The sequence below is a fragment of the Pseudomonas sp. 210_17 TE3656 genome (genome assembly GCF_054821965.1).
This window is the reverse complement of sequence record NZ_JBTRBC010000001.1, coordinates 3,380,159-3,397,710: the sequence shown is the minus strand read 5'-3', so window position 1 is coordinate 3,397,710 and position 17,552 is coordinate 3,380,159. Positions and strand designations below refer to the sequence as shown.

At 58.8% G+C, this 17,552-nt stretch carries 16 protein-coding genes and 2 tRNA genes; 1 reads left to right on the top strand and 17 read right to left on the bottom strand.

Translation table 11 applies throughout. From position 1 onward, the window contains the following. Positions 1-40: 40 nt before the first annotated feature. From rpsO to rlmE, 14 genes are all read right to left on the bottom strand, one after another. A complete protein-coding gene (gene rpsO, locus ACVI9W_RS15985; protein ID WP_010222985.1) occupies positions 41-310 on the bottom strand; it encodes a 30S ribosomal protein S15 in 270 nt (89 codons plus the stop codon). Between the two features lie 153 nt (positions 311-463). Further along, on the bottom strand, positions 464-1,381 hold the full coding sequence (gene truB, locus ACVI9W_RS15980; RefSeq protein WP_461530486.1) for a tRNA pseudouridine(55) synthase TruB: 918 nt from the start codon (positions 1,379-1,381) through the stop codon (positions 464-466). Between the two features lie 3 nt (positions 1,382-1,384). After that, a complete protein-coding gene (rbfA, locus tag ACVI9W_RS15975) occupies positions 1,385-1,783 on the bottom strand; it encodes a 30S ribosome-binding factor RbfA (RefSeq protein ID WP_038606777.1) in 399 nt (132 codons plus the stop codon). Between the two features lie 121 nt (positions 1,784-1,904). Continuing rightward, complete coding sequence (gene infB / locus ACVI9W_RS15970; protein WP_461530485.1) at positions 1,905-4,403, bottom strand: translation initiation factor IF-2; 2,499 nt, start codon at positions 4,401-4,403, stop codon at positions 1,905-1,907. A gap of 27 nt (positions 4,404-4,430) precedes the next feature. Further along, entirely contained in the window at positions 4,431-5,912 is a 1,482-nt protein-coding gene (nusA, locus tag ACVI9W_RS15965; RefSeq protein WP_038606771.1) for a transcription termination factor NusA, read from the bottom strand. Between the two features lie 59 nt (positions 5,913-5,971). Continuing rightward, positions 5,972-6,430 (bottom strand): ribosome maturation factor RimP, encoded by a 459-nt coding sequence (gene rimP / locus ACVI9W_RS15960; protein WP_038616231.1) that lies wholly within the window; start codon positions 6,428-6,430, stop codon positions 5,972-5,974. A 129-nt stretch (positions 6,431-6,559) separates the two neighbouring features. Next, a tRNA-Met gene (locus ACVI9W_RS15955) sits at positions 6,560-6,636 on the bottom strand. Positions 6,637-6,733: 97 nt separating this feature from the next. Beyond that, positions 6,734-6,819, bottom strand: a tRNA-Leu gene (locus ACVI9W_RS15950). A gap of 19 nt (positions 6,820-6,838) precedes the next feature. After that, positions 6,839-7,225: a preprotein translocase subunit SecG gene (secG, locus tag ACVI9W_RS15945; protein WP_038606768.1), complete on the bottom strand. Its 387-nt coding sequence runs from the start codon at positions 7,223-7,225 to the stop codon at positions 6,839-6,841. A gap of 3 nt (positions 7,226-7,228) precedes the next feature. Further along, complete coding sequence (gene tpiA, locus ACVI9W_RS15940; protein ID WP_461530484.1) at positions 7,229-7,984, bottom strand: triose-phosphate isomerase; 756 nt, start codon at positions 7,982-7,984, stop codon at positions 7,229-7,231. Between the two features lie 66 nt (positions 7,985-8,050). Then, positions 8,051-9,391, bottom strand: a complete 1,341-nt coding sequence (gene glmM, locus ACVI9W_RS15935) for a phosphoglucosamine mutase (protein WP_038606763.1) — start codon at positions 9,389-9,391, stop codon at positions 8,051-8,053. 16 nt (positions 9,392-9,407) lie between these two features. After that, complete coding sequence (folP, locus tag ACVI9W_RS15930; protein ID WP_461530483.1) at positions 9,408-10,259, bottom strand: dihydropteroate synthase; 852 nt, start codon at positions 10,257-10,259, stop codon at positions 9,408-9,410. Between the two features lie 8 nt (positions 10,260-10,267). After that, positions 10,268-12,166, bottom strand: a complete 1,899-nt coding sequence (ftsH, locus tag ACVI9W_RS15925; RefSeq protein ID WP_461530482.1) for an ATP-dependent zinc metalloprotease FtsH — start codon at positions 12,164-12,166, stop codon at positions 10,268-10,270. 212 nt (positions 12,167-12,378) lie between these two features. Further along, positions 12,379-13,002 carry a 23S rRNA (uridine(2552)-2'-O)-methyltransferase RlmE gene (gene rlmE, locus ACVI9W_RS15920; RefSeq protein ID WP_203482764.1) on the bottom strand — a complete coding sequence of 208 codons (624 nt, stop codon included), beginning with the start codon at positions 13,000-13,002 and terminating at the stop codon, positions 12,379-12,381. A 101-nt stretch (positions 13,003-13,103) separates the two neighbouring features. On the opposite strand from rlmE, the gene yhbY reads away from it, so the two are divergent. Beyond that, positions 13,104-13,412, top strand: coding sequence for a ribosome assembly RNA-binding protein YhbY (gene yhbY, locus ACVI9W_RS15915; RefSeq protein ID WP_038606752.1), 309 nt, complete (start codon positions 13,104-13,106; stop codon positions 13,410-13,412). 12 nt (positions 13,413-13,424) lie between these two features. Here yhbY and ACVI9W_RS15910 read toward each other — a convergent pair whose 3' ends face one another. From ACVI9W_RS15910 to carB, 3 genes are read right to left on the bottom strand one after another with little or no spacing between them, the layout of a single operon-like run. Beyond that, positions 13,425-13,871, bottom strand: coding sequence for an MFS transporter (locus tag ACVI9W_RS15910; RefSeq protein WP_422415166.1), 447 nt, complete (start codon positions 13,869-13,871; stop codon positions 13,425-13,427). Next, positions 13,849-14,331 (bottom strand): transcription elongation factor GreA, encoded by a 483-nt coding sequence (gene greA, locus ACVI9W_RS15905; protein WP_178082823.1) that lies wholly within the window; start codon positions 14,329-14,331, stop codon positions 13,849-13,851. The genes ACVI9W_RS15910 and greA overlap by 23 nt, the downstream gene beginning before the upstream one ends. Next, on the bottom strand, positions 14,328-17,549 hold the full coding sequence (gene carB / locus ACVI9W_RS15900) for a carbamoyl-phosphate synthase large subunit (protein WP_461530481.1): 3,222 nt from the start codon (positions 17,547-17,549) through the stop codon (positions 14,328-14,330). Before carB ends, greA begins: the two co-directional genes overlap by 4 nt. Positions 17,550-17,552 lie beyond the last annotated feature (3 nt).

The window sequence follows — 17,552 nt, the reverse complement described above, 5'->3', positions numbered from 1 at the left end:
AGAATGCAACACGCCGTGCACACCACTGGCCAGGCCGCTATTAGCGACGCAGACCCAGGCGACCGATCAGGGCGCTGTAACGAGTGGTGTCTTTGCCCTTCAGGTAGTCCAGCAGCTTACGACGCTGGTTAACCATGCGGATCAGACCACGACGGGAGTGGTGGTCTTTGCCGTTGGCCTTGAAGTGGCCTTGCAGCTTGTTGATGTTGGCGGTCAGCAGTGCAACTTGCACTTCTGGGCTACCGGTGTCACCGGCGGCTTGCTGGTATTCGCCAACGATCTTTGCTTTTTCTTCAACGCTGAGTGCCATCTGGCTTCTCCAAATCAAGGGAAACCGAACAAACGGTTTCCAATAGGCCAGGGACAAATCCCTGTATTCATAAAGTGAGGCGTAACCGTGCCTATTGACAGCCATCCTCTTTGCCACCAGTACCGGACCGGGGCCCGACACTGAAGGTTTCGATCATTCTGACCGAATCAGTCGACGCGGCGCGATGCGCCCGTCTTCGCTCACTTCACCGATACCGATGAAACGACCGTTGTGATCCTGTACCCGGACCATGCCGAACTTCGGCGCGTCGGGGGCTCTGACCGGCTGACCGTGCAGCCAGTAGAAAGCACTGTGCTCGGAAAACTGCAGCAGAGGCCAGTCTTGCAGGCCGCTGTCCGAAGGCATCAGGAAGCGATCAACCGCTTCGTTGCCACCTTCGGCGTGAACCGCTTCGAGCTCTTCGAGGGTCACCGTCTGCGCCAGTTCGAAGGGCCCGGCGTGCGTGCGACGCAGTTCGGCGACATAGGCGCCACAACCGAGCATCTCGCCGATATCTTCGACCAGGGTGCGGATGTAGGTGCCTTTGCTGCAGCCGACCGACAGTCGAACGCGGGTGCCTTCGCACTCGAGCAACTGCAAGCGGTTAATAGTAACAGAACGCGCCTCGCGCTCCACTACTTCACCTGCACGGGCGAGCTTGTACAGCGGCTGTCCGTCGCGCTTGAGGGCCGAGTACATCGGTGGTATCTGACTGATTTCACCACGAAATTGTGGCAGAACGGCTTCAACATCGGCGCGACCAACGGTCACTTCGCGGGTTTTCAGCACTTCACCCTCGGCATCGCCGGTGGTGGTGGTCTGCCCCAGTTGCATGACCGTCTCGTAGCCCTTGTCGGAATCGAGCAGGTACTGGGAAAACTTGGTGGCCTCACCGAAGCACAGCGGCAGTACGCCACTGGCCAGCGGGTCGAGACTGCCGGTGTGACCGGCCTTCTCGGCGTTGAGCAGCCAGCGGACCTTCTGCAGCGCAGCGTTGGAGGTAAACCCCAACGGTTTGTCGAGCAGAATGATGCCACTGACGTTACGACGAATACGTTTGACCTGGGCCACCGCTTACTCCTTGGTGTCCGGGGTATCGGCGGCCTGGTGCTGACTGTCTTCGGCAACAGCACGCTCGATCAGCGCCGACAGGTGGGCGCCACGCGTCACGCTCTCGTCGTAGTGGAAATGCAGCTGCGGCACACTGCGCAGTTTCATTTCCTTGCCCAATTGCATGCGCAGGAAGCCCGCGGCGCTATTGAGCACTTTAAGGCTTTGCTTGATGTCTTCAGCGCTGTCCTGGCCCATCACGGTGATATACACCTTGGCGTGACCGACATCGCGACTGACGTCGACGGCAGTGATGGTCACAAGACCCACGCGTGGATCTTTGACTTCGCGACGAATCAGTTGCGCGAGTTCACGCTGCATCTGATCGCCAATGCGTTGGGTACGGCTATATTCTTTGGCCATTTTTGCTACCTGTAACTAAAGCGGCAAACGCCCGACCAGGCTTGAGCCTGACCGGGCGTTGCGTTCAGAGGCGCTGACGACCGCCTTGCGACGGGCATTTCGCGCTTCCCATGCTCGATGCTTAGAGCGTACGAGCCACTTGGACTTTCTCGAAGACTTCGATCTTGTCGCCGACTTTGACGTCGTTGTAGCTCTTCACGCCGATACCGCATTCCATGCCGGCACGCACTTCGGACGCATCGTCCTTGAAGCGACGCAGCGATTCCAGCTCGCCTTCGAAGATCACCACGTCTTCGCGCAGTACGCGGATCGGACGGTTGCGGTAGACCACACCCTCGGTGACCATACAGCCAGCGATGGCGCCGAACTTCGGCGAACGGAACACATCACGCACTTCGGCGATACCCAGGATGTTCTCGCGAACATCACTGCCGAGCATACCGGTCAGGGCTTTCTTGACGTCTTCAATGATGTCGTAGATTACGTTGTAGTAACGCATATCCAGACCTTCCTGCTCGACGATCTTGCGCGCGCCGGCATCGGCACGCACGTTGAAGCCGAACAGTACTGCATTGGAAGCCAGGGCCAGGTTGGCGTCGCTCTCGGTGATACCACCGACACCGCCACCGATCACACGAACCTGTACTTCGTCGTTGCCCAGGCCGCTCAGGGAGCCCTGCAGCGCCTCGAGAGAACCACGTACATCGGACTTGAGTACGATGTTGAGGGTCTTCTTCTCTTCCTGGCCCATGTTCTCGAAGATGTTTTCGAGTTTGCCGGCATGTGCGCGAGCCAGTTTGACTTCGCGGAACTTGCCTTGACGGAACAGCGCGACTTCACGGGCTTTCTTCTCGTCAGCCACTACCGACAGCTCGTCACCCGCATCCGGGGTACCGTCCAGGCCGAGGATCTCGACCGGGATTGCCGGACCGGCTTCCTTAACAGGCTTGCCGTTTTCGTCGAGCATGGCCCGTACACGGCCATAGTTCGAACCGCACAGGACCATATCGCCCTGACGCAGGGTACCGTCTTGGACCAGCACGGTAGCCACCGGGCCGCGACCCTTGTCCAGGCGCGACTCGACGACAACACCACGACCCGGGGCCGATGGCGTAGCTTTGAGCTCGAGGATCTCTGCTTGCAACAGAACGGCTTCGAGCAGCTCGTCGACACCGGTACCCATCTTCGCGGAAACCTTGACGAACGGCGTGTCACCACCCCATTCCTCGGAAGTAACGCCTTCGACGGACAGCTCGTTACGGATGCGATCCAGATCAGCACCCGGCTTGTCGATCTTGTTCACTGCAACAACCAGTGGGACGCCAGCTGCCTTGGCATGCTGAACGGCTTCACGGGTTTGCGGCATCACACCATCGTCCGCCGCGACCACCAGGATCACGATGTCGGTAGCCTTGGCACCACGGGCTCGCATGGCGGTAAACGCGGCGTGACCAGGGGTATCGAGGAAGGTGACCATACCGCGGTCGGTTTCCACGTGGTAGGCACCGATGTGCTGGGTAATACCACCGGCTTCGCCAGCAGCTACCTTGGCACGACGGATATAGTCGAGCAGCGAGGTCTTACCGTGGTCAACGTGGCCCATTACGGTCACGACCGGTGCACGGGAGAAGGTTTCACCTTCAAACTTCAGCGATTCGGCCAGGGAGTCTTCCAGGGCGGTATCGCTGACCAGGGTGACCTTGTGGCCCAGCTCTTCGGCAACCAGCTGAGCGGTCTCGCGATCAAGCACCTGGTTGATGGTCACCGGAGTGCCCAGCTTGAACATGAACTTGACCACTTCAGCGCCCTTGACGGACATCTGGTTGGCAAGATCGGAAACCGTGATGGTCTCGCCGATCTGCACGTCGCGGATAACCGGACCGGTCGGGCTCTGGAAACCATGGGCATTGCGCTTCTTCGGCTTGCCCTTGCCACGGCCACCACGACGGAAGCCATCGCTTTCTTCGTCGGTGGTACGCGGAGCGGCACGCGGAGTTGGCGCCTTTTCCTTTTCCTTGACCTTGACCGAAACGCGTGGCGCTTCGTTACGGCGCTCGCCACCACGACGATCGTCGTCACGCGACTTGTCGTTGCGACGCACGTCGTCTTTTTTGCGGTCAGCAACCGGCGCCGGAGCGGCGTCAGCAGACACGATCACTGGGGCCGGAGCCGGAGCAACCGGAGCAGCGGCAGCAGGTGCTGCAGCTGGCTGGCGACGGCTTTCTTCCTCGGCACGCTGACGTGCTTCGGTGTCGGTCTTCTCACGGGCAGCGTTTTCGGCTGCACGGCGCTCTTCCAGCTCGCGCTTCTGCTCGGCCTGGATTTCTTCCGGGCTGCGCTGAACGAATACTTTCTTCTTGCGTACTTCTACGCTGATGCTTTTGCTACCGGCAACACGCAGGGTGCTGGTGGTCTTGCGCTGCAAGGTGATCTTGCGCGGCTCTTCCACCTTCGCCTTGTGGCTGCTCTTCAAATGAGCCAGCAGAGCCTGCTTCTCATTGTCGGTCACTACCTGACCGGCGTCGGTGTGCGGCAGACCTGCCTCACGCATCTGCTGCAGCAGGCGCTCTACCGGTGCAGCGACCTCTTGGGCCAATTCTTTCACCGTGACTTGCGTCATGCACTTCTCTCCTCAGGCCGCGCCTAATTACTCGAACCAGTGGGCTCGGGCGGCCATGATCAACTTGCCGGCACGCTCTTGGTCGATGCCGTCGATGTCGAGCAGGTCGTCAATCGACTGCTCGGCCAGGTCTTCGCGGGTAACTACGCCGCGCACCGCCAGTTCCATCGCCAAATCCTTGTCCATACCCTCAAGCGAGAGCAGGTCTTCGGCCGGATGGGCGTCTGCCAGCTTTTCCTCAGTAGCGATGGCTTTGGTCAACAAACGATCCTTGGCGCGAGCACGAAGCTCATTGACGATGTCTTCGTCAAAGCCGTCGATGTTGAGCATTTCTTCCAACGGTACGTAGGCAATCTCTTCCAGGCTGGTGAAGCCTTCATCGACCAGCACCTGTGCCAGCTCTTCGTCGACTTCCAGCTCGTCGATGAAGTTGCGCAGGATGTCACCGGTTTCAGCTTGCTGCTTGGCCTGGATGTCCGATTCGGTCATCACGTTCAGGGTCCAGCCGGTCAACTGGCTGGCAAGACGCACGTTCTGGCCACCACGGCCAATTGCCTGGGCCAGGTTGTCGGCACCCACGGCGATGTCCATGGCGTGGGCATCTTCATCGACGATGATCGCCGCGACTTCAGCCGGCGACATTGCGTTGATGACGAACTGTGCAGGGTTGTCGTCCCACAGGACGATATCCACACGTTCGCCGCCCAGTTCACCGGACACAGCCTGGACACGCGAACCGCGCATGCCGATACAGGCACCTTGCGGGTCAATGCGCTTGTCCTTGGAGCGTACGGCGATTTTGGCGCGCGAACCCGGATCACGGGACGCGGCCATGACTTCGATCAGGCCCTCGGCGATTTCCGGCACTTCGATGCGGAACAGTTCGATCAGCATCTGTGGCGCGGTACGCGACAGGATCAACTGCGGGCCGCGGTTCTCGGTGCGGATTTCCTTGAGCAGGGCACGCAGACGCACACCGACACGGAAAGTCTCGCGAGAGATGATGTCTTCACGGGCCAGCAACGCTTCGGCGTTGTTGCCCAGGTCAACGATGACATTGTCACGGGTGACCTTCTTGACGGTACCGGAGATGATCTCGCCCAGACGCTCGCGGTAGGCATCTACCACCTGAGCGCGCTCGGCTTCACGGACCTTCTGGACGATGACTTGCTTGGCGGTCTGGGCGGCAATACGGCCGAACTCGATCGACTCGATCTTTTCTTCGATCACGTCACCGACTTTGGCTTCAGGATGAGTCTCCTGAATCTTCGCCGGCCACACTTCGATCGCCGGATCGTCCAGATCTTTCTCTTCGACGACAGTCCAGCGACGGAAGGTTTCGTAGCTACCGGTGTGGCGATTGATTTCCACACGCAGATCAACTTCGTCGTCAAAACGTTTTTTGGTTGCAGTGGCCAGAGCCACTTCCAGCGCTTCAAAAATTACGCCGGCCGGTACGCCCTTTTCGTTGGATACCGACTCAACAACCAGCAGTACTTCTTTGCTCATCGTACGCCTCGCCTTTCGCAAGCCATTGGATCCGCGCGGTCCGCGGGATCCGGCACGTCTCAGTCAAAACTGGGAATAATGTTGGCCTTGTCGATCGAATCGATCGGCAACAGGAATTCGTTGTTGTCTACCTGGACAACCACATCCTGCTCCTCCACGCCACGGAGAAGGCCCTGAAAGTTACGACGACCTTCAAAGGGCGTACGCAGCTTGATCTTCACTTGTTCGCCGGCATGCGAAGCAAACTGTTCCAAAGTGAACAGCGGGCGTTCCATGCCAGGAGAGGACACTTCAAGGGTGTACTCAGAACTGATCGGATCTTCGACATCGAGAACACCGCTGACCTGACGACTGACAATCGCGCAGTCATCAACCAGGATTCCATCCTCTTTATCGATATAGATACGCAGTACCGAATGTTTGCCTTGAGAGATGAATTCGATCCCCCAGCATTGATAGCCAAGAGCCTCGACCACCGGGGCCAACAAGGCCTGCAACTGTTCTAGCTTGCTCGACACCTGAACCCCCTCGTGCATGCTATGCAAATAAAAAATGGGCGAAGCGCCCATCCCTGATACGCCGTTGAATACCGGCGTTATGACTGTTCAGCCAAGAAAAAGCCCCTGCAAAAGGGGCTCCGCTGAAACTGGTTGCGGGGGCTGGATTTGAACCAACGACCTTCGGGTTATGAGCCCGACGAGCTACCAGACTGCTCCACCCCGCGACAAAGCTGGGGCGAAAGTATACGACCGAACCCTGTTAGGGTCAATCTAACCTCCACCTACAAGAAAGCCCGCTGTAGCGGGCTGTCTTGTTTCAATTGGTACCGAGAAGGGGACTCGAACCCCTACACCCTATGGGCACAACCACCTCAAGGTTGCGTGTCTACCAATTCCACCACCTCGGCAATACTACTTTGAAACCCGTTACTTCTGCTCTTGAGCGGGAGGAACATCACCAGTGTTAGTGGCTTCGCTCTTCTGCTCCTGGAGCACCGGTACATCATCTGTTGCCGGCTTTTGCTGCTTCACTTCAAGTACCGCTGGATCTGGTAACCCTACCTGAGTCAGCTCATGAGCTTTCTCTTTAGCAAAGTATCCTAACCCAAGAGCAGTTAAGAAGAAAGAGGCAGCTAGTATAGCAGTAAACTTACTCAGAAAGGTAGCAGAACCTTGGCTTCCGAACACAGTATTTGAAGCACCTGCGCCGAAAGATGCACCCGCTTCCGCACCTTTACCCTGTTGCAGCAACACCAGCACTACCAAACCCAGTGCGCCCATCAGATGCAAAACAACGATCACTGTTTCCAGCATTTTTCAGTTTCCTGCGGCGCGACAAATTGCACCGAATTCGTCTGCGTTCAGAGAAGCCCCACCAATCAGGCCCCCATCGATATCCGGCATGCCGAACAGTTCAGCCGCATTGGCCGCCTTCACGCTGCCGCCGTATAGAAGCCGCACATTCTTCGCGACTTCCGGGTTCTTTGCCGCCAGTTGCTCACGAATGGCCTTATGCACATCCTGAGCCTGCTGTGGCGAGGCTGTCAGCCCTGTACCGATGGCCCATACAGGCTCATAAGCAATCACCGCACTGGCGAAGACATCAACACCGAACGCTTCGATGACGCTGTCCAGCTGACGCCCGACAATCTCAAGCGTTTTACCTGCTTCGCGCTCTTCGAGGGTTTCCCCTACACAGAGCACCGGCTTCAAACCGCAAGCCTGTGCCGCAGCGAACTTGCGATTGAGGACTTCGTCGTTCTCGCCAATGATCTGGCGGCGTTCGGAGTGCCCAATCAGTACCAGCTCGCAACCTGCCTCAGCCAGCTGGCTCGGTGCAATTTCACCGGTCAGCGCGCCTTGCTCAGGCTGTACCGCAGAATTCTGAGCGCCAACGGCGATCGACTTACCCTGCAATCCATCAATCACCTGATTGATGTACAACGAGGAAGGAAACACCGCGACCTCAACACCGCTCGGCAAGGCCTGATTACTCAAGCCATTGATCAGCTCAGCGACGCTGGCGCGGGTACCGTGCATCTTCCAGTTACCAGCTACCATAGGGCGACGCATGCTGTACCTCGTCGGTCAAAGTGGGCGCAGATGTTACCCAACCAAATCACTGCTGGCAAGCGTATTTCAAACGCAAACTTCACTTACCAGCTTTGCCAGGGTTTCGGCGTGTGCGCGAACCTGACTTTCGTCATCGCCTTCGACCATTACCCGCACCAATGGCTCTGTTCCGGACTTGCGCAGCAACACGCGACCACGCCCGGCCATTTCTTCGGTTACCCGGGCAGAAGCCTCCTTCACCGCCGGATGCTCCAGGGGGTCGACCTTGCTGGCACCGAAACGCACATTGATCAGCACCTGCGGGCACTTGCGCAGGGCCTGACGAGACTGGGCAAGGGTCTCGTCACGACGTTTGAGGGCCATCAGCACCTGCAGCGCAGCGATAATCGCGTCCCCCGTAGTGGTGTGGTTGAAGCACACCACATGCCCGGAGTTCTCGCCGCCAATGATCCATTCGCGCTCGAGCAACTCAGCCATCACATAGCGGTCACCGACCTTGGCACGCACAAAGGGGATATCGAGGTCCTTGAGCGCCAGCTCCAGGCCCAGATTGCTCATCAGCGTGCCAACCACCCCACCCTGCAGCTTGCCGCGCTCCTGCAGGTCACGGGCGATGATGAACAGCAACTCATCACCATCGACGACCGCACCGGTATGGTCGACCATCAACACCCGGTCGCCATCGCCATCGAAGGCAATACCCAGGTCAGCATGACCAACCAGAACCGCCGCTTGCAGCGATTCGATATGGGTCGAACCACAGTTTTCGTTGATGTTCAGGCCGTCTGGCTGTGCCGAAAGCACCGTGACATCAGCACCCAGCTCGCGAAACACGCTTGGCGCGACCTTGTAGGTAGCGCCGTGAGCGCAATCGACCACCAGTTTGAGGCCGGCGAAATCGGTGCTGGTCGGCACGCTGCTTTTGCAGAATTCGATATAGCGCCCGGCAGCGTCGTTGATTCTCGACACCTTGCCCAGCTTGCTCGACTCGACCACGGTCATTGGCTGATCGAGCAACTCTTCGATCATCAACTCGACTTCGTCAGGCAACTTGGTGCCTTGACCGGAGAAGAACTTGATGCCGTTGTCATCATGTGGATTGTGCGAAGCACTGATAACGATACCGGCCTCGGCATGAAAGGTCCGGGTCAGGTAGGCGATGGCCGGGGTCGGCATCGGCCCGAGCAACATCACGTCAGCGCCAGCGGCGGACAAGCCAGCCTCCAGGGCCGATTCGAACATGTACCCGGAAATGCGGGTATCCTTGCCCACCAACACCCGGCAAGCGCCCATCTTGCGGAAGGCCATGCCCGCGGCCCAGCCGAGCTTGAGCATGAAGTCAGGGGTGATGGGGTATTCGCCGACACGGCCACGGATACCGTCGGTACCAAAATATTTTCTGCTCATAGATGCTCCATCACGCTTATTCGGCGGTTTGAACCGCTGCAATCATCCGCACTACATCGGCGGTTTCGGCGACATCGTGAACACGCAGGATGCTCGCACCCTTGGTCATCGCCAGCGCAGCCAGGGCAAGGCTGCCATAGAGCCGTTCTCCAACCGGACGACCAAGGGCCAGGCCGATCATGCTCTTGCGCGAAACGCCCACCAGCAAGGGACGCCCCAGCCGATAAAGCGCTTCCATGTGCTTGAACAGGCTAAGGTTGTGCTCCAGCGTCTTGGCAAAGCCGAAGCCCGGATCGAGGATGATCCGCCCGGCCTCGATGCCGACGGCCGCGCAAGCTGCCATTCGCTCTTCAAGATAGCTCGCTACCTCGGCAGTGACATCCTGGTAATGCGGATTGTCCTGCATGTCGCCCGGCTCGCCGCGCATATGCATCAGGCACACTGGCAAACCGGTTGCAGCAGCAGCATCCAGAGCACCGTCACGGCTGAGCGAACGCACATCGTTGATCAACCCGGCACCGAGCCTGGCTGACTCGCGGATGACCGCTGGCGTCGAGGTATCAATCGAGATGATCACATCGAGCTCACGATTGATGGCTTCGACGATCGGGGCAACGCGCTCCAGCTCTTCAAGCGCAGACACCGCTCGAGCACCAGGACGAGTGGACTCGCCACCGACATCGACCAGGGTCGCACCGGCAGCCACCATCGCCTCGGCATGACGCAATGCCGCATCACGCTGGGTGAAACGACCGCCATCGGAGAAGGAATCGGGGGTGATATTGAGAATACCCATGACATGGGTACGGGACAAATCAAGAACCCGGTTGCCGCAAGGCAACCGGGTTGGGTACTGCTTTGACGTCATAAAAGCCCTTAGATTTGCGCCGCCGGGCCGCCAATCGGCGATTCCGGGCGATCACTCTGCTGTGCAGGCGTACCCGAGCCATCCTCCCAATCACGCGGCTCGCGCGGAGTACGGCCAGCCATGATGTCGTCGATCTGCTCGGCATCAATGGTCTCGTACTTCATCAGCGCATCTGCCATAGCGTCGAGCTTGTCACGGTTATCCGTAAGGATCTGCTTCGCGGTGGCATAGCACTGATCGATGATGCTGCGCACCTCGGAGTCGATCAGCTTGGCCGTTTCGCCCGAGACGCTGGCATGCTGGGAGCCGGCGCTGCGACCCAGGAAGACTTCACCTTCTTCTTCGGCATACATCAGCGGCCCGAGTTTTTCCGACAGGCCCCATTTGGTGACCATGTTCCGGGCAATTTGGCTGGCACGCATGATGTCGTTGGAGGCACCGGTAGTCACACCGTCGAAACCAAGGGTCATTTCCTCGGCGATACGGCCGCCGTACAGCGAGCAGATCTGGCTGATCAACGCACGCTTGGACAGGCTGTAACGGTCTTCCTCAGGAAGGAACATGGTGACACCCAGGGCGCGACCACGCGGAATGATCGACACCTTGTAGACCGGATCATGCTCAGGCACGACGCGACCAACGATGGCATGACCCGCTTCGTGATAAGCGGTATTGCGCTTCTCTTTCTCGGACATGACCATGGATTTGCGCTCAGCACCCATCATGATCTTGTCTTTGGCCAGCTCGAACTCTTTCATTTCGACGACGCGCTTGCCACCACGGGCAGCGAACAGCGACGCCTCGTTGACCAGGTTGGCAAGGTCGGCACCGGAGAAACCAGGGGTACCACGGGCGATGACCGCTGGATTGACGTTCTCGCCAACCGGCACCTTGCGCATGTGTACTTTGAGGATCTGCTCACGGCCGCGGATATCCGGCAGCCCGACCACAACCTGACGGTCGAAACGGCCAGGACGCAGCAGCGCCGGATCGAGCACGTCGGGACGGTTGGTCGCGGCAATAACAATGATGCCGTCATTCATTTCGAAGCCGTCCATCTCTACCAGCAACTGGTTGAGAGTCTGCTCACGCTCGTCGTGACCGCCACCCATGCCGGCGCCACGATGGCGACCAACGGCGTCGATTTCGTCAATGAAGATGATGCACGGTGCGTGCTTCTTGGCCTGCTCGAACATGTCACGAACACGGCTGGCACCGACACCGACGAACATTTCGACAAAGTCGGAACCGGAGATGGTGAAGAACGGCACCTTGGCTTCGCCGGCAATGGCCTTGGCCAGCAGGGTTTTACCGGTACCCGGTGGGCCGACCATCAGCACGCCACGAGGAATGCGGCCGCCCAGGCGCTGGAACTTGCCTGGATCGCGCAGGAACTCTACCAGCTCGCCAACCTCTTCCTTGGCTTCGTCGCAACCTGCGACATCAGCCAGAGTGGTCTTGACCTGGTCTTCGGACAACAGACGCGCCTTGCTCTTGCCGAAGCTCATCGGCCCACCCTTGCCGCCGGCACCACCTTGCATCTGGCGCATGAAGAACATGAATACGGCAATGATGACCAGGATCGGGAAGCTGGCGACCAGCAGCTGGGTCCAGATGGACTGTTGCTCAGGCTGCTTGCCCTCGACCACGACGTGGTTGTCGACCAGATCACCGATCAGGCCGTTGTCCTGGATGGCCGGACGGATGGTCTTGAAGCTGTCGCCATCGGTACGTTTGCCGGTGATGACATAGCCATCGACCGCTACGCGCTCGACCTTGCCATCCTTGACCTGCTGAATGAAGTCGGAATAGTTGAGGGTCTGTGGCTCATTCGGGCTGGAGAAGTTGTTCATCACTGTCACCAGGACAGCCGCGATGATCAACCACAGGATCAAGTTCTTTGCCATATCGTTCAATTAGCTACCCTCTGAAGCCGGCTGACGGCGCAGCCGTGCCTCGCATGATATTCACCGGCCTAACTTACTACATAACCTACACATCTGCAGGCGCCGTCTGTAACCCTTTGTGAAACCTAGACTACACGATGTTCATCCAGGTCAGGCAGGACGGCCGATTGGAAATAACTATCGGACACCCTGAAAGCCACCAGCCTGAAGCCTTACTCGCCGCGATAACCTCGCGCCAGCATGTACTGCTCACGGGAGCGATCCCGCGAGGAGTCAGGTTTAAGCATTATGATCTTGTCAAACTTTTTACGGGCATCTTTCAGATACACGTCAAATCCTTCGCCCTGGAAAATTTTGATCACAAAATCGCCACCGGGCTTGAGTACCCGGGTTGCCAGGTCAAGTGCCAGCTCGCACAGAAACATGGCCTTGGGCATGTCCACGGCAGGCGTACCACTCATATTGGGGGCCATATCGGAAATCACAAGGTCTACGTGCGAATTACCGACCGCCTCGAGAATCTGCGCCAACACTTCGTCCTGGGTAAAATCTCCGCGAATGAAGGTGACATCCGGAATGCTGTCCATTTCCAGGATGTCAGACGCAATCAGACGACCCTGACCACCGATCAGACGACTGGTCACCTGCGACCAGCCACCGGGTGCCGCACCCAGATCGATCACACTCATACCAGGGCGGATCAAACGGTACTTTTCCTGGATTTCCAGCAATTTATAGCTCGCACGCGAGCGATAACCATCCTTTTGCGCCTTTTTGACGTAAGGATCGTTGAAGTGTTCTTTCAGCCAGCCAAGGCTTGTCTTGGAACGCGCCACTGGGCACCTCGATGATTAGGGTCGTGATTAACTGGGCGGATCCACGGGCCCTCGGGTAAAATGGCCGCCATTTTTACAGAATCAGACACAAGGGTCAGATTATGCCGCTCAATAACGAGCAGAAGAAACAGTACAAATCCATTGGCCACGATCTGAAACCAGTTCTGATTGTGGCAGGCAACGGGCTGACTGAGGGCGTTATCGCCGAACTCGAACGCGCTCTGGCCGATCACGAACTGATCAAGGTCGAGATTCGTTCGGAAGATCGGGAAGAACGTGCTGCCGCAATCGCCGCACTGTGCAAAGCCGGTCGCGCAGAACTGGTACAGACCATCGGCAAAAAGGCGCTGATCTATCGCCGCAACCCGCAGCCGAACAAGCAGCTGTCGAACATCCATCGCTACAAGTGATGTTCGCCGCGGTCAGTGGCGCGCCCTGCGCGCCCTGCCCGGCACCGGCTGCATGACCAGCAGCAAGCCGGTAAGACCCAACACCAGGTAGCAGAACAGCTGCCAGCGCAATTCCTCCGGCATGCCCACGCGCAAGGCGAAATACACCACGCACGCCAGCATTGCCATCGACAACAACTGCCCCCGCATGTCCCGCCACAGACTGGCCAGGCCCTGTGCCTGAATCAGCACCAGTGCCTGCACGCCTGCGCAAAACGCCGCAAACGCCACCAGCAACGATGCCATCAGGCTACCAATATCCTCGATCAACAGCGGCGCCAGGCCAATCTGGCCCAACGCCGGCAGCAAACCGAAATGCAGCATCCACAGGCCACCTACCCAGAACACCTGGGTCAGTTGCCAGATTGCCGGGGCGGCAGCAAAGCCCCGGCGACGGTCAGATGTGTTTGACTTCGACAATCTCGTACTCGACCGTACCACTTGGCGTTTTGATCACCACGGTATCACCCTCTTCCTTGCCAATGATGGCGCGGGCGATCGGAGCACCGACCGAGAGTTTGCCCTGCTTCACGTCCGCTTCGTCCTCACCCACGATCTGGTAAGTCACCTGCTCGCCGGTCTCGGTGTTTTCCAGGTCCACGGTAGTACCGAAAATCACTTTGCCGGTGTGGGCGATGGTGGTGACGTCGATCACCACCGAGTTCTGCAGACGGCCTTCGATATCGCGAATACGCGCCTCGACCATACCCTGCTCTTCACGGGCAGCATGGTACTCGGCGTTTTCCTTGAGATCGCCCAGCTCGCGGGCTTCACCAATGGCCTGACTCAAGCGCGGACGCTCGGTCTTGCTCAGGAAAAGGTGCTCTTCCTCCAGGGCGCGAGCGCCCCGGACGGTCATCGGGTACTTGGTAATGCTCATGCTTTGAGTCCTGCATGCAGATCCTGCAAGCGGCGAACGGTCTTTTCAGGACCAAACTTCAGCGCTTCGCAGATGGCTTCACCGGCCGCAATGGTGGTGGTGCAGTAAATCTTGTGCTGCAACGCATTGCGGCGAATCGAGTAGGAGTCGGCGATCGACTGGCGGCCTTCGGTGGTGTTGATGATCAGCGACACTTCGTCGTTCTTGATCATGTCGACCACGTGCGGACGACCTTCGGTCACCTTGTTCACGCGACGCACTTTCAGGCCAGCCGCTTCGATAACCTTGGCGGTACCGACGGTGGCAACCACTTCGAAGCCCAGGGCGATCAGGTCACGGGCAACACCGGCCACTTGCGGCTTGTCGTCGTCACGCACGCTGATGAACGCAGTACCGCCGGTCGGCAGCACTTCGCTGGCACCCATCTGGGCCTTGGCGAAGGCTTCACCGAAGCTGTCACCGACACCCATGACTTCACCGGTGGATTTCATCTCAGGGCCGAGGATCGGGTCAACACCCGGGAACTTGGCAAACGGGAACACCGCTTCTTTGACACTGTAGAAGTTAGGAATGATTTCCTCGGTGAAACCGATTTCTTTCAGCGATTTACCGGCCATGACGCGCGCGGCGATCATCGCCAGCGATGTGCCGATGCACTTCGAGACGAAAGGCACGGTACGCGAAGCGCGCGGGTTGACTTCGATCACGTAGATCTTGTCGCCCTGCAGCGCCAGCTGGACGTTCATCAGGCCGACAACACCCAGCTCCAGGGCCATTTTCTTGACCTGCTCGCGGACTTCGTCCTGAACATGGGCTGGCAGCGAGTACGGTGGCAGCGAGCAAGCCGAGTCACCGGAGTGAACACCCGCCTGTTCGATGTGCTGCATGATCGCGCCGATCACCACGTCCTTGCCGTCGCAGACCGCATCCACGTCCATCTCGATGGCGCAGTTGAGGAAGTGGTCGAGCAGCACCGGGCTGTCGTTGGAGACTTGTACCGCTTCACGCAGGTAGCGCTTGAGCTCGTCCAGTTCGTAGACGATTTCCATCGCACGGCCGCCCAGTACATAGGACGGACGAACCACCAGCGGGTAACCGATAACGCCGGCAGCACGAATCGCTTCGTCTTCGCTGCGCACGGTGGCGTTAGGCGGCTGCAGCAGATTCAGGCGCTGAACCATGTGCTGGAAGCGCTCACGGTCTTCCGCGCGGTCAATGGCGTCAGGGCTGGTACCGATGATCGGTACGCCGGCTTCTTCCAGGGCGCGCGCCAGTTTCAGCGGAGTCTGGCCGCCGTAGTGGACGATCACGCCTTTTGGCTTCTCGACGCGCACCACTTCCAGCACGTCTTCCAGAGTCAGCGGCTCGAAGTACAGACGGTCGGAGGTGTCGTAGTCGGTGGAGACGGTTTCCGGGTTGCAGTTGACCATGATGGTCTCGTAACCGTCTTCACGCAGGGCCAGTGCTGCGTGCACGCAGCAGTAGTCGAACTCGATACCCTGACCGATACGGTTAGGGCCGCCGCCGAGAATCATGATCTTGTCGCGGGTCGACGGGTTGGCCTCGCACTCTTCCTCGTAGGTCGAGTACAGGTAGGCGGTGTCGGTGGCGAACTCGGCCGCGCAGGTGTCAACGCGCTTATAGACCGGGAACACTTCAAGTTTGTGGCGGTGACGACGCAGGTTCTTGTCGGTGATACCCAGCAGCTTGGCCAGACGCTGGTCGGAGAAGCCCTTGCGCTTCAGACGCAGCATCAGGTCCTTGTCGATCGCCGACAGGGCCAGGGTCTTGACCTTTTCTTCTTCTTTGATCAGGTCTTCCATCTGCACCAGGAACCAGTGGTCGATACCGGTCAGGGCGAAGATTTCGTCGCAGGTCATGCCCGAGCGCATGGCGTCAGCCACGTACCAGATACGCTCGGCACCCGGCACGGTCAGCTCGCGCTTGAGAATGCTGGCAGCGTCAGGGCTGGCCAGATCGACTTTCGGATCGAGGCCGCAAACACCGACTTCCAGACCGCGCAGGGCTTTCTGCAGGGATTCCTGGAAGGTCCGGCCGATGGCCATGACTTCACCCACGGACTTCATCTGGGTGGTCAGGCGGGCGTCGGCTTTCGGGAATTTTTCGAAGGCGAAACGTGGCAGCTTGGTGACGACGTAGTCGATCGACGGCTCGAAGGAAGCCGGGGTACGGCCGCCAGTGATGTCGTTCTGCAGTTCGTCGAGGGTGTAACCAACGGCCAGCTTGGCAGCGATCTTGGCGATCGGGAAACCGGTAGCTTTCGATGCCAGGGCCGAGGAACGCGATACCCGCGGGTTCATCTCGATCACGACCATCCGGCCGGTGTCCGGGCAGATACCGAACTGAACGTTGGAACCGCCGGTTTCAACACCGATTTCACGCAGCACCGCCAGCGAGGCGTTGCGCATGATCTGGTATTCCTTGTCGGTCAGGGTCTGTGCCGGAGCCACGGTGATCGAGTCACCGGTGTGCACGCCCATCGGGTCGAAGTTCTCGATCGAGCAGACGATGATGCAGTTGTCCTTTTTGTCGCGGACCACTTCCATCTCGTACTCTTTCCAGCCGATCAGCGATTCGTCGATCAGCAGCTCTTTGGTCGGCGACAGGTCCAGACCACGGGCGCAGATTTCTTCGAATTCTTCACGGTTGTAAGCAATACCGCCACCGGTGCCGCCCATGGTGAAGGACGGACGGATGATGCACGGGAAGCCGAGCTTCTCGAGCACTGCGTTGGCTTCTTCCATGCTGTGGGCGATGCCGGAGCGCGGGCACTCCAAGCCAATGGCCTTCATCGCCTTGTCGAAGCGCGAACGGTCTTCGGCTTTGTCGATGGTATCGGCGTTGGCACCGATCATTTCCACGCCGAACTTTTCCAGGACGCCTTCGCGCTCCAGGTCCAGGGCGCAGTTCAGGGCAGTCTGGCCACCCATGGTCGGCAGCAGTGCGTCAGGGCGCTCTTTTTCGATGATCTTGGCAACGGTCTGCCACTTGATCGGTTCGATGTAGGTGGCGTCGGCCATGGCCGGGTCGGTCATGATGGTGGCCGGGTTGGAGTTCACCAGGATGACGCGATAACCCTCTTCGCGCAGGGCTTTACAGGCCTGGGCGCCGGAGTAGTCGAATTCGCAGGCCTGGCCGATCACGATCGGGCCAGCGCCGAGAATCAGGATGCTTTTAATGTCTGTACGTTTTGGCATGGG

Coding starts and splice junctions, on each gene's coding strand:
- greA (WP_178082823.1), bottom strand. CDS start 14,331: ATGAGCATTACCAAGTACCCGATGACCGTCCGGGGCGCTCGCGCCCTG.
- folP (WP_461530483.1), bottom strand. CDS start 10,259: ATGACGTCAAAGCAGTACCCAACCCGGTTGCCTTGCGGCAACCGGGTT.
- nusA (WP_038606771.1), bottom strand. CDS start 5,912: ATGAGCAAAGAAGTACTGCTGGTTGTTGAGTCGGTATCCAACGAAAAG.
- glmM (WP_038606763.1), bottom strand. CDS start 9,391: ATGAGCAGAAAATATTTTGGTACCGACGGTATCCGTGGCCGTGTCGGC.
- carB (WP_461530481.1), bottom strand. CDS start 17,549: ATGCCAAAACGTACAGACATTAAAAGCATCCTGATTCTCGGCGCTGGC.
- yhbY (WP_038606752.1), top strand. CDS start 13,104: ATGCCGCTCAATAACGAGCAGAAGAAACAGTACAAATCCATTGGCCAC.
- tpiA (WP_461530484.1), bottom strand. CDS start 7,984: ATGCGTCGCCCTATGGTAGCTGGTAACTGGAAGATGCACGGTACCCGC.
- rbfA (WP_038606777.1), bottom strand. CDS start 1,783: ATGGCCAAAGAATATAGCCGTACCCAACGCATTGGCGATCAGATGCAG.
- ftsH (WP_461530482.1), bottom strand. CDS start 12,166: ATGGCAAAGAACTTGATCCTGTGGTTGATCATCGCGGCTGTCCTGGTG.
- secG (WP_038606768.1), bottom strand. CDS start 7,225: ATGCTGGAAACAGTGATCGTTGTTTTGCATCTGATGGGCGCACTGGGT.
- infB (WP_461530485.1), bottom strand. CDS start 4,403: ATGACGCAAGTCACGGTGAAAGAATTGGCCCAAGAGGTCGCTGCACCG.
- rpsO (WP_010222985.1), bottom strand. CDS start 310: ATGGCACTCAGCGTTGAAGAAAAAGCAAAGATCGTTGGCGAATACCAG.